Annotated in this window: 12 protein-coding genes; 7 read left to right on the top strand and 5 right to left on the bottom strand. The window is 32.9% G+C overall.

The features are described 5' to 3' along the window. Nucleotides 1–140: 140 nt before the first annotated feature. Genes bcp through CCY99_RS00965 form a run of 3 tightly spaced genes read left to right on the top strand, consistent with a single transcriptional unit; the run spans nt 141 to nt 1,949 of the window. Nucleotides 141–605 (top strand): thioredoxin-dependent thiol peroxidase, encoded by a 465-nt coding sequence (gene bcp / locus CCY99_RS00975; RefSeq protein ID WP_112059548.1) that lies wholly within the window; start codon nt 141–143, stop codon nt 603–605. Nucleotides 606–633: 28 nt separating this feature from the next. Beyond that, a complete protein-coding gene (locus CCY99_RS00970) occupies nt 634–1,410 on the top strand; it encodes a threonine/serine exporter family protein (protein WP_112059547.1) in 777 nt (258 codons plus the stop codon). Then, nucleotides 1,410–1,949, top strand: a complete 540-nt coding sequence (locus CCY99_RS00965; protein ID WP_112059546.1) for a threonine/serine exporter family protein — start codon at nt 1,410–1,412, stop codon at nt 1,947–1,949. The genes CCY99_RS00970 and CCY99_RS00965 overlap by 1 nt, the downstream gene beginning before the upstream one ends. A gap of 45 nt (nt 1,950–1,994) precedes the next feature. Here CCY99_RS00965 and CCY99_RS00960 read toward each other — a convergent pair whose 3' ends face one another. Further along, a complete protein-coding gene (locus CCY99_RS00960) occupies nt 1,995–4,229 on the bottom strand; it encodes an autotransporter outer membrane beta-barrel domain-containing protein (protein ID WP_112059545.1) in 2,235 nt (744 codons plus the stop codon). Nucleotides 4,230–4,391: 162 nt separating this feature from the next. After that, the gene (locus tag CCY99_RS00955) at nt 4,392–4,988 is read right to left on the bottom strand and encodes an FAD-dependent oxidoreductase (RefSeq protein WP_112059544.1); all 597 of its coding nucleotides are present in this window, start codon (nt 4,986–4,988) and stop codon (nt 4,392–4,394) included. A gap of 242 nt (nt 4,989–5,230) precedes the next feature. On the opposite strand from CCY99_RS00955, the gene CCY99_RS00950 reads away from it, so the two are divergent. Both CCY99_RS00950 and CCY99_RS00945 read left to right on the top strand, forming a co-directional pair. After that, complete coding sequence (locus CCY99_RS00950) at nt 5,231–5,683, top strand: MarR family transcriptional regulator (RefSeq protein WP_112059543.1); 453 nt, start codon at nt 5,231–5,233, stop codon at nt 5,681–5,683. Then, a complete protein-coding gene (locus CCY99_RS00945) occupies nt 5,680–6,261 on the top strand; it encodes a YceI family protein (RefSeq protein ID WP_112059542.1) in 582 nt (193 codons plus the stop codon). Before CCY99_RS00950 ends, CCY99_RS00945 begins: the two co-directional genes overlap by 4 nt. Before the next feature lie 102 nt (nt 6,262–6,363). Here the strand turns inward: CCY99_RS00945 and CCY99_RS00940 are convergent, their stop codons facing one another. The 3 genes from CCY99_RS00940 to fliI all read right to left on the bottom strand — a co-directional run bounded on the left by CCY99_RS00940 (nt 6,364) and on the right by fliI (nt 10,550). Next, nucleotides 6,364–7,344 carry an iron-sulfur cluster assembly scaffold protein gene (locus CCY99_RS00940; protein ID WP_112059541.1) on the bottom strand — a complete coding sequence of 327 codons (981 nt, stop codon included), beginning with the start codon at nt 7,342–7,344 and terminating at the stop codon, nt 6,364–6,366. A 634-nt stretch (nt 7,345–7,978) separates the two neighbouring features. After that, nucleotides 7,979–9,142: a NifS family cysteine desulfurase gene (locus tag CCY99_RS00935; protein WP_112059540.1), complete on the bottom strand. Its 1,164-nt coding sequence runs from the start codon at nt 9,140–9,142 to the stop codon at nt 7,979–7,981. Between the two features lie 106 nt (nt 9,143–9,248). After that, entirely contained in the window at nt 9,249–10,550 is a 1,302-nt protein-coding gene (fliI, locus tag CCY99_RS00930; protein ID WP_112059539.1) for a flagellar protein export ATPase FliI, read from the bottom strand. 97 nt (nt 10,551–10,647) lie between these two features. Here fliI and tig point away from each other — a divergent pair, with 97 nt between their 5' ends. Together tig and clpP are read left to right on the top strand one after the other, a co-directional pair. Beyond that, nucleotides 10,648–12,018 carry a trigger factor gene (gene tig / locus CCY99_RS00925; RefSeq protein ID WP_258442876.1) on the top strand — a complete coding sequence of 457 codons (1,371 nt, stop codon included), beginning with the start codon at nt 10,648–10,650 and terminating at the stop codon, nt 12,016–12,018. Beyond that, nucleotides 12,019–12,606, top strand: a complete 588-nt coding sequence (gene clpP / locus CCY99_RS00920; RefSeq protein WP_112059537.1) for an ATP-dependent Clp endopeptidase proteolytic subunit ClpP — start codon at nt 12,019–12,021, stop codon at nt 12,604–12,606. It begins immediately after the preceding gene. Nucleotides 12,607–12,611 lie beyond the last annotated feature (5 nt).

The raw sequence follows: 12,611 nt of genomic DNA, 5'->3' as shown, positions 1-12,611 counted from the left end.
TTATGTCAAAATAATATAAAATAATTGCAATTTAGTAACATTCGTAACAAACATACATATCTAAAGCTAGATTTTTAAGATAGAATTCCAAAATAATTTTTTTAACTAATATATTTATAATAACACTAAAGGAAATTAATATGAAACTTGAGGCGGGACAAAAAGCACCGGATTTTAATGCTAAAAATCAAGATGGGATAAATGTATCAAGTAAGGATTTTAAGGGTAAATTTATAGTTTTATATTTTTATCCAAAAGATATGACAAAGGGTTGCACGATTGAAGCAAATGAGTTTAGTGAACTTTTAGATGAATTTAATAAATTAAATAGCGTTGTAATAGGCATTAGCCCAGATAGCGTAGAATCTCATCAAAAATTTATTGGTAAAGAGAATCTAAAACATATTTTGCTAAGTGATAGTGATAAAAATATCGCAAATGCATATGGTGTTTGGACAGAAAAAAGTATGTATGGAAGAAAATATATGGGGATTCTCCGCTCTACTTTTATTATAAAAGATGGCAAGATTCTAGAAGCATTTTATAATGTAAAATCAAGCGGACACGCAAAAAAGATTCTAGAATATTTGAGAAAATATCAATAATTATGGAATCTATCTAATAAGGTTATAGATGAAAACTGCTGAGATTCAAGAACTTATAGAATTTTTAATGGAATATTCTATTAGTATGCTTTCTATTGGCACATATACATCAAGAGTGGAAAAATGCGTTACTAGAATCGGCGAAGCATTTGGCTATGAAGTGCATATATCTATTTTTTCAAAAAATATTAGCATTAGTGTTTTAGCACCAAATAATTACTCCATTAGTAGAACTTATGTAAGAAAATACACCGAAAGAGGTATAAATTTCAATGTAATTTCGCGTTTAAGTGCACTTAGTTGGCATGCATATGATGAAAAAATAACATTTAAACAACTAAAAAAATTATATGAAAAAATCATACATACCAATCATTATAGTTACATAAGCACGCTATTATTAGTATGTTTTGCTAATGCTGCTTTTTGCCGACTCTTTGGAGGGGATTTTATCTCTATGCCGATAGTTTTTGTCGCTACTTTTATCGGCTTTAATCTTAGAAAAATATTGTTATTGCTAAATGCGGATATTAGATTTATATTTGTTGTTTGCTCTTTTGTGGCTTCTATGTCTGCACATATGGGAACGATAATCGTATCGACGAAAACGCCAGATGTGGCTATTGGAACAAGTGTGTTATTTTTAATTCCGGGAGTGTATTTAATCAATTCTGTTATAGATGTATTGGACGGGCATTCACTTATAGGATTATCTCGTGCAATAAGCACATTAATATTAATTTCCTGTATTGCCATTGGATTATATATTACGCTTAATATTACAGGAATGAGAATGGAATATTAATGGATATTGTATTTTCTGCGATTATTGATGGTTGTTTTGCTGCAGTGGCTGGACTTGGATTTGCCTTTGCTTGTAATCCGCCGATAAAAACATTATTTTTATCTGCATTACTTGCTGCTATAGCTCACGGCGGTAGATTCTATTTATTGCAATTTGATGTATTTGGTCTTGCTAGTGCGACCTTTATATCAGCATTCACTATTGGATTAATAGGGCTTATATTTGCAAAAAAGGTGCGATGCCCGATGGAGATAATAACATTTCCAGCGTTACTTCCTATGATACCCGGAATGTATGCATATAGAACTATATTATCTATTACATCATTTGCAAGTGAAAATGATTTAGAAAAACAATATAAATTACTAATAGAAATAACAAATAATCTTATGACAACTATTTCAGTTGCTTTTGCTATCGCTGTGGGAATCTCTATAACACTTCTTATATTTCACGAACAAAGCTTGATGATGACAAGAAAAGGATTCCAGCTAGAAGAATATCTAAAAAATAAAGAAGCATTTAATAACATAAAATAATTTTCTAAGATTAAAAGATATTAATGAAATTTTTGAATACTTGTATTACCATCCAATTTTGATATTTAAAAATCCACTATTTGTAATTGTTCTATCACCAAAATTTCCTAGATAATTTAAACCTAAAGTAATGCTAGAATTTACACTATAATTCACCCCAAATCCAATGTAGCTGATGAGCTTATCTACTCCAATATCATAATTTATAATTGTATTTAATAATGCCATTTTGCCTTGTGGATTATTAAATAGATATTTTACACCAAGCATTGAATCTAATCCAAACCCATTTTTAAATCTAATATTATAGTTTAGTCCTAAATCACCATAGAGTAGATTAGTAAAATCTCCAATATATTTGTGAGTGCCGATTTGCGTGTCATTAGTTTTAATCCCAAGTGGATTAAAGCCAATTTCTATTCCCAAGATTCCAGCATTTTTAAGACTAAAATCCTTACCAAAAGCTATATTTGCATTATAACCATATGAGTTAGAATTTACCTTGTATAATCCTAAGTCAAATGAATATTTTCCATCATTATTAATATAGATAAAATCAACTAAAGCTTTTACATACATACCATAAACTAAATCTAATTTATAGTGTAAGCCCAATAAAATATTTAGATTATTTATATCTATATTATTGGTTGATTTATTTCCATTCATAGAGCCGTAATTAAATCCAATATGAGTTCCTAAAGTGTGAGAATCTGCTAATTTTGCATTAAATCCACCTACAAAGCCATAGCTTAACCCACTAATATCACCATCTAAAATACTATGCGTTATAAATGGGGTAAAGAAAGTATGATAATTATGCGAATCATTAGAATTCAAATTAGAATCTAAGATAATGGAATCTTGTGTATTATTGTAATAGAATCTATCATTTTCTTTAAAATTAGATTCGCTGGATTTTGCTAGAGATTGCCTTATTTTGGCGATTTTCAAAGATTCTAATTCTTGTAATATTTCATCTCTTTTGCTTAGAGCTAATCCACTTCCGCCTAGATTCTTAAATACATTTGATTTAAGATTTAATGCTATATTATTGATATTTGTTACATTTGCCTTATTTTTAGTGTTTTGAATGGAGTTTGTTATCATTTGGTTAGTTGAGCTAAGAATATTCACCCTAAAAGATTCCCCATCTAACACTAAGGTTAAAAATGAGGCATCATATCCCAAAGCAGTAGAATCTACTATCTTCAAATGTGAAAATAATGTATTTAAGTTTATATCGCCATTATTTTCATAAGTTAATTTATATTGATTCCCATCTGTATTAGTTATTAATTTAGCCAAAGAATATTTCGTATTTAATTCAAAGCTTTTTCCTAAAGTTAGAAGAATCTTAGAGTTAGTGTCTTTTAATTTCACACCTTTTTTATTGCTTGAAGTGTCTTGTATGACTAGATGTGATAAGTCATAACTTTCGGCATTATATCCGCTAAAACTATTAAAATCACTAGCTTTTTTATCGATAACTAAATGGTAGGCTGAGATATTTATCGTTGCATTTTCTGTTATATTATTAATATGAGCGTAAATTTTCTTAATATCGCTGATGTCGTTATCGTTATTTATATTATGTAGCCTAATTTCGCCTGTGTTGTTTAGATTCGTGATTGTGGTAGAATTTTTTAGGCTGTTGATTTTTCCATAATTATTTAGAATATCGATTACTCCCCCGTTATAATTATCTAGATATTCTATTGTTCCATTATTTGTTAGGTTATTTATTGTTCCGTAATTATCTAGATATTGTATCGTTCCATTATTTTTTAGATTGGTGATTGTGCCTTCCTTGTAATTATCTATGTAATGGATTTGTGCTTTTTTATTATTTGTTAGATTAGTAATTTTGCTTTTCTCATTATTATCTAGTTGCTCTATTGTTCCATCTCTATCATTTGTTAGATTGTTGATTGTTCCGTAATTATCTAGATATTCTACTTTTCCGTTTTCATTAACTTTTAGATTGGTAATTGTAGATTCGTTAGTTAGATTTTTAATTGTAGATGTTTTTACATTTACTTCATTTTCAGCATTTTGTATTCTTGTATCATTTGCTGTAATATCTCTAGCTCTAGAACGAAGTGGGTTAAATACAAAAGGTGTGATTAATAAAACTATGAGAAAAAATTTCATTGGTTTTAGGAATCTTGTGGAATCTAAATCATAAGAAGCATTTGAGTTTGAGAATCTTATAAGGCTTTCTTCTCTAAATCCTTGAATCTCCTTTCCATAATCAATTCTATCTAAATGATAATTCACATCAATCTCCTAATATTAAAAATTTGCGTATTGTATTCAAATATTATCAAGAGAATCTCAATTTATAATGTTTAATATCCTAAAGCAAAGATTGGGGTAATTGGGGTAAAAGGTTAGAAAAGTAAGCTTAAGAGAGATTATCTCTCTTAAGATATTAGGTGATTATTTCCTTGAAGTTGGTGTATCGTGGGCTACAACTATTTCGCCTTTTATATCGCTAAGTATCGCACAAGCTGCCTCACTTGCACTTCCCATTGCAGCAGTTACCATAGAAGTAACTCCAGATGCGATTCCAGCGACATAGATTCCGCTTTTGACTTCCTGTCTGCCTTTGTATTCTAGGCGGATTTTATTTGGCTTATTCATTAAATTATGCTCTTTTACGATATTACCCAAGCCTTTAATATCAAACGCACTCGCTCCTGTAGCTAGGATAATGTAGTCGGATTCTAGATTGATATTTTCTCCAATCGCTTTTAAAGCTCCCTTGTCCCCGCTAATCTCATTGATTTTGCCATTTATATATTTTACTTTCAATAGAGAATCTACTTGCTCTTTTGTCTTTGCGATGATGTCTTTGCCGATTATCCCTTTTGGGAATAGTGGCACATTATAGATTGCCACAGCATTCAAATCTGCTTTACCCTCATCTATGATATTTATCTCAAAATCTAATTCATTATTTTTAGCCGATGCTAAAATCAACGCAGAGGTTAATCCTGCGATACTTCCACCGATAATTGTAATTCTTTTTTTCATGTTTTTTCCTTTAAATATAAGTTTTGAAATAATATTTTAGCTTATTTTATTGTTATTTAAAGCTAAAAATTCTCTTGACAATAGTTGTTAAATATTGCTATATTATCATTTATAATTATTATCATTAAAAATTATAATAATTATAAAATACTATATAAAGGAGATAAGATTTACTTTATGGCAAAAAGTCGACAAAGAATATATAATTTCATCTAAAAAGTTTATTGTGTTGGAAATGTATTATGAATGTTAGTATTTATCAATGTATTGGATTCTTGGCTACTGGGCTTAGGGAATGTGTATCAAAGGAGTTTAACAAACGAATTCAGCATTATGGCATTACATATCCACATGCTGGAGTTTTGTGGATTTGTAGTGAGTCTGAAAATTCGCAAATTAAGCTTTCATCTTTTATCCAAGTGGATAAAAACCATATACGAGTTATAATCGATGATATGGAGCAAAAAGGATATTTGTATCGTAAAAGAAATCCTAAAAATCGTAAAGAGAATCTAATATTGCTAACTGAAGAAGGGGAAAAAATCGCCCAAGAAACATTTCAAATAATGCTAGAAACACATGCTGATATGCTTTTGCCACATATAAGCGAAGATGAAATGGCGACCTTACAAAATATTTTATATAAAGTATTTGTCGGCTTATCGCAATCGAGTAAATTAAAAATAATGGAATGAAGAAAATATTAATTTGTTTATATTTTGTAAGTGCGGTATTTGGAAGTAACAATATAGAGATTCCAACTAGTGATAATTCCCTAAAAGTAAGCAATAATGGGATAAAACGATATGTAGTTGATAATAGCTCATATATTGGCTTTAAATCTCATAAATTTGCATTTGTTGGTGTAGAGGGGTATTTTAAAACCTTTAGTGGGAATCTAGCTCTAAATAGCGATGGAAGTATAGCTTCACTAGATGGCGAGATTATCATCAAGTCGGTTTTTAGTGATGATGAAGAGCGAGATGCTCATCTATTAGAGGCAGATTTTCTAGATGAAGCGAAATATCCAAAAGGATTTTTGCAAAGTAAAAAAATAGAGGTAACAGATGGTAAAGTTCATATTTTATGTGATTTAACACTGCATGGAAAGACACAGGAAGTTCCATTTACAGGCGTAATAGGTGAGAAAGATGGTAAATTGTCGCTTGATTTGGAGGCAAAAATAGATATTAGGGATTTTGAAATACAAGGAAGTGCAATAGTTAGCGATTCCTTAAGTATTATCCTTAAGACTTTGTGGAATGAGATATAAGGCATAAATGGGGAAGTCAAACTTCCCTTTAAATTTTAATTCTTGAGAATCTCTATTAATATTTTTTATTAAGTAGAATCCCACCTCTACTATTTTCTAGTTTTATATAGGTAATACTCGAATCTTGTCAAATAATTGCTCTTGCAGAATGGATTCTATGGCAAAGAGTGTCCCGCTATATCCACTCGCACAGCCACTACAAGCCCCCAAATAGCGGATATACACATCGATATACCCATCGCTTGTCTCCTTAATATCGATGATTTCCATATTTCCGCCGTCCATTATTAGCATTGGGCGGACATTATCATCGATGATTTTATCAATCGCTTTGACCTTTTGCACGGTAGTCATATCTTTAAAGCTAAGCTCACCAAGCGATGATTTTATAACATTATCCTTTAGCTTTTCACTTTCCATTTCCGCCCTCGTATCACGCAAAATATCCTCTAAGTAATACTCTCTTTCCTCGTGTCCCCCGGGCTTTATACAGCTTTTACAAAATGCCCCTGCTTTGGTGTAGTTTGTAATATCTTCGACTGTTTTTAAGTCATTTAAGCGAATGACTTCTTTTATCGTCCCAAGGCTCACTCTAGCACACTCGCACACGATAATTTCATCTTCAAAATCCTCTGGATTTTTTCCCAGATACATTCCAGCGGCTTTTTTAATCACATCGTAAGCCATAACCGAGCAGTGCATTTTCTGCCCCGGAACCGCTGGGGTGTCTGGGTCGTCCCTAAGGGCGAATTCCACATCTAAATTGGTGATTTTGACGGCGTCTTGCACCTTTTTCCCAAGACAGAGTTCCACCATCATATCACTACTTGCAATCGCCGTCCCACAGCCAAAACTTTTAAATTTCGCGTCGATTATCGTGTCGTTTTCATCGATTAGCCAGTAAAGCCGCACAGCATCGCCACAAGCTTCCGCGCCGTAATCTGCGATGATTAGCTTGGCGTTTTTGGCGTCCGCTGTCTCTTGAGTTATCACGCCAAGATGAGTTGGATTATCCATTCGCTCTTGGACTTTTTTTGAGTAGGCGTCCCATAGGGAACCGCCGATTAAAGTATCTTTTCCCATTGTTTATGTCCTTTTATTTTAATTTTTACTTCGCAACGAAGCAAAGCCCCGTTTTACGACGAAAGGCGTTGCCCTTTACAGGAAACTTCGCTATCGCTTGTTTTCGAAACCCCTAAAGCTTCGTTTATTAACGAGGAAACTTCGGCTAAAGCCTTGTTTTCTGCTACGCAGAAAAAACGAGAAGTTTTTAGTGGAATCTCGCTTGGTTATTCGCTAATCTAGAATCTTAAAAATTCAAAAAGTGGCGATAAACCATAATTTATTTTTTTAATTATATCTTTTTAATTTCACAAGGGAATAATCCCATTTTCAAAAAACCGCTATGCGATTTTTAATAAACTTCTTAATTTCCGTGCGTTAGCACGGACACCGCAAGAAGTGTCATCGGGGGTTAACAGGAAATTGGCTAAAGCCAATTTTACAAGAATCTCCGCTTTGGGGTAATTGCATGGTTTTGAGAGCGAACTTCGCTTTTGCCTCTGGCAAATCATCATTCAAGCCCACTTGTCTCCCCTTTACTAAACAAATCACTTTAAAAATAAAAAATAGCGTTTTTATGAAAAAGTGGCTTTAATAAAGGCTTACCTTAAATTAATTGTCCCCAAATCCCCAAAAAGTCAAGCCTTTTATTAAATTAATACGAGCTAGAAATGCTTCGTAATCGCTTTATTGCCTTATCTAACGCATTTATCGTATAATCGATATCCTCACTAGTGGTAAATCTCGATAGCGAGAGGCGAACCGCCGTGTGGGCTAGCTCCTTATCCGCACCAATGGCACTCATAACTGGATTTGCTTCCAAGTCCTCACTAGCACAGGCACTTCCAGTAGATGCACCAATCCCAGCTTTATTTAAATCCCATAGCATTGCCTCGCCTTCAATCCCCCTGATACTCGCTAGAATCGTATTTGGCACTCTTTGAGTATCCTTGCCAATTACCATAACATCGCCCATTTTAATTAGCTCATTTTCCAGTCTATCGCGAAGCTCTCGAATCTTATTTTCCTCGTAATCCAAATAATTATTCGCTAATTCCATCGCCTTTCCCATGCCAATTATATATGGCACATTTAGCGTCCCGCTTCGGCGTCCGTGCATATGCTCTCCGCCGTGAAATAGGGGCGTTAGCTCGACGCCTTTTTTGATGTAAAGTCCGCCAATGCCCTTTGGTCCGTGGAATTTATGTGCCGAGAAGCTCAAAAAATCCACATTTATATCTTGCACATCGACTTTTAACTTGCCGATAGCCTGAACTGCATCCGTGTGGAATAAGATTCCCCGCTCCTTGCAGATTTCGCCAATTTCTTTTATGGGGAAAATTACACCTGTTTCGTTATTCGCCCACATTATGCTTACTAGTGCCGTATTTGGGCGAATAGCCTCTCTTAGGGAATTTACATCGATATTTGCCTTATCATTAACTGGCAAATATGTAACCTCCACGCCCAAATCCTCTAAAAACGCACAAGTTGAGCTAATCGCTGGGTGCTCGACTTGGGTGGTTATGATGTGATTTTTGCCATTTTTTAGCACCTCATCAAAGTAGATTCCCTTTAAAACCCAGTTATTGCTCTCCGTCGCACACGAGGTGATGATAATATCATCTTCCTCCCTCGCATTTATTCCAGCATAAAGTTGGTCGAATGCCTTGCGTAAGGGCTTGTGTGTTTTCGTGCCGAAGTCGTGGAGCGAGTTTGGATTCCCATAATATTTACAGAAATAATCCTCCATAACTTCCATAACTTCCCTATCAACCATTGTTGTAGCGTTGTTATCCAAATATACTTCTCTCAAGATTCTATCTCCTAAAATTAAAATTATAAATGTTTAATTAATAAAAATTATTATTTAGCATTGCATTATATATTAAATTTTTAAAAAATGAGATATAAAAATATATCCTTTATTTGAAAATTTCATCTAATTTTGTATAAATTTCCTTAAAATCTAGCATAGTGGTAGAATCCTGCTGCAAAAATGCCTCTAATTTTTCTTTTTTGCTTAATGCGTAATCTAGCTCTTTATCGCTTCCTTTTTGATATGAGCCAATGCGGATTAAGACTTCATTTTCTTTTAAAAGTGAATATATTTTTCTAAATTTTATGACATTTTCTCTATGTTTTTTGTCTATTATATCGTTCATAACCCTTGATGATGATGCAAGGATATTGATTGGTGGGTAGATTCCAAACTCGCTTAATTCACGACTTAGCACGATATGTCCATCGAGTATGCTACGACTTTGGTCGGCTATAGGGTCGCTTAAATCATCGCCCTCAACTAAGATGGTAAAAAATGCCGTAATTGAGCCTTTGTTTTCCTCTTTTCCGGCTCTTTCCATTAATTTTGGCAAAAGGCTTAAAACAGATGGTGGATAGCCTTTTGAAGTGGGTGGCTCACCTAGAGAAAGCCCAATTTCTCTTTGTGCCATTGCAAATCTAGTTACAGAATCCATAATAAAAAGCACATCTTTACCTTGATTTTTAAAATATTCTGCAATTGACATCGCACTAAATGCCCCGTATTTTCGCATCAATGGAGAATCATCGCTCGTAGCAACGACTATAATCGTATTTTTTAAATCATTTCCAAGATTTTTGGCGATAAATTCAGGCACCTCCCGCCCTCGTTCCCCAATTAAGGCAATAACCTTTATCTCAGCACTAGAGCCTCGAACAATCATTCCTATTAGTGTAGATTTTCCCACGCCACTTCCAGCAAAAATCCCCATTTTTTGTCCTTTGCCACAGGTCAAAAGTCCATCTACACTTTTCACTCCAACGCTAAAAACCTCATCGATTAGCCCACGATTCATCGCTTTTATGGGGGTGTTTAATATGGAAATAGTAGAATCTTTTTGTATTTCCCCTAGATTATCAATTGGATTTGCCAAGGGGTCTACAATTCTCCCAAGAAGTCCATTTCCAACGCCAATTTTTAAACCTTTTTGGCTTATAAAAACCTTATCACCTACTTTATATCCTTGTGTTGAGGTAAATGGAATAATAGAAAAATAATCTCTCTCAATTGCACTTACTATGCCTGAAATATCGTTATCAATACCCTTTATGCTTACAATATCTCCAATGGAAGTTTTTAATCCATTTGCTTTAATGGTGTTTGCATAAATTTGTGTTATTTCACCAAAATGTGGTGATAATTCGATTTTTCGTTCTAATTTTAATCGTAATTTTTCTAAAGACATCTATAAACCCTAAAATATTATTATGGAATTGTATGTTTTTTTGTTAAAATACATACTTAAACTTAATAAGCCTTTTTAATATGTAAGGAAAATGAAAATGAGTGTAAAATTAATAGATAATGCAAATATTTTACTAGAAGAAGTGTTACAAAATGACAAAATACAACAGAAAAAAGTAAAAATTGCACAAAATATAAGTAAAAATATTAAAGTTGATGGATTTAGAAAAGGTAAAGTGCCTTTAAATGTAGTTGAGAGTAGATTTAAGGATAGAATAGAGCAAGATAGCCAAAATGAGGCATTAAATGAATTAATACTAGATTCTCTAAAAGAGTTGAATATCGAGGCAAATCAAGTTATCGGGAATCCTATCATAACAAAATATGAGAAAACAGATAAAGGTATAGAAGTCGAGGCAAAGATTGGAATATTTCCTAAATTTGAGATTGACGATTATAAGCAATTAGTTCCAGAGGTGAAACTCGAAGAAATTACTTCTAAAATGGTAGATGATAGGATTAAGGAGTTAGCAAAATCAAGCGGGGATTTGAGCGAGATTAAAGAAGAAAGAGAATTAGAGATAAAAGATATTGCAAATATTAATTTCGAAGGATTCTTAGATGACAAAGCTTTTGAAGGCGGAAAAGCAGATAATTATGATTTAGAAATAGGCTCTAAAAGTTTTATAGAAGGATTTGAAGAACAATTACTTGGAATGAAAAAAGGTGAGAATAGAGATATAAAAGTTACTTTTCCAGAGAATTATAATTCCCCACATTTAGCAGGAAAAGATGCTAGATTCAATGTAACATTAAATAAGATTCAATGTAGAATCGAGAGTAAAATCGATGATGATTTTGCTAAGAAAATGCTTCCAAGTGATAGCAATGCGACATTAGAAAGCTTAAAAACATATACTAAAATGCAATTAGAGAATGAATCTAAAAATAAGATTCTAAATGGATTAAAACCAAAATTAGTTGATAATCTATTGGATAATATTAATTTCGATTTACCTGATAGCATTGTAGAACAAGAAATTGATGTGATATTTAGAAATAGTTTGCAAAATATAAAACCAGAAGAATTAAAAGAACTACAAAATGATATATCTAAAGCTAAGCAAAAACGGGAATCTTTTAGAGAAGAGGCACAAAAAAGTGTGAAGCTAACCTTTATCGTCGACCAATTAGCTAAGAAAAATAATCTTTCTGTTAGTGATAATGAAGTCTATCAAGTGCTTTATTATGAAGCAATGATGATGGGTGCTAATCCAAAAGAAGTGTTAGATACCTATGAAAAAAATAATATGATTCCAGCACTTAAAATGACGATTTTAGAAAATAAGGTATTAAACAATCTTTTAGAATCCACAATCAAAAAAGATGATAATCCAAAAGAATCACAAGTAAAAAAAGAGAAAGATAAAGAAGTAGCAAAAGCTAAAAAACCAAAAGCGGAGGATTAATTGAATTATATTCCTTATGTTATAGAGAAAACAAGTAGAGGTGAGCGAAGTTATGATATTTATTCGCGACTTTTAAAAGATAGAGTGGTGATTTTGAGCGGTGAGATTGATGATAATGTGGCTTCATCTATCATCGCACAATTGCTATTTTTAGAGGCAGAAGACCCGCAAAAAGATATTTATATTTATATAAATTCCCCCGGTGGCGTGGTTACGAGTGGATTGAGTATATATGATACGATGAATTATATTAAGCCGGATATTTCGACTATTTGCATAGGACAAGCGGCGTCTATGGGAGCGTTTCTCTTAAGCAGTGGCACAAAGGGGAAGAGATATGCACTTCCAAATGCAAGGGTTATGATTCACCAGCCATTAGGCGGAGCAAAGGGACAAGCGAGTGATATTGAGATTCAAGCAAAAGAGATTCTCTATATCAAAAAGCGATTAAATGAGATAATGGCAAAAAACACATCTCAAAGCATTAAAAAAATATCAGTTGATACGGATAGAGATTTTTTTATGAGTGCAAATGAAGCAAAAGTTTATGGTTTAATAGATGGTATTTTAGATAAGAGTCTAAAATGATGGAG

Source organism: Helicobacter sp. 16-1353, assembly GCF_003288815.1.
Lineage (GTDB): Bacteria > Campylobacterota > Campylobacteria > Campylobacterales > Helicobacteraceae > NHYM01.
The sequence above is the reverse complement of the archived record's forward strand: the minus strand, read 5'-3'. Positions and strand labels throughout refer to the sequence as shown.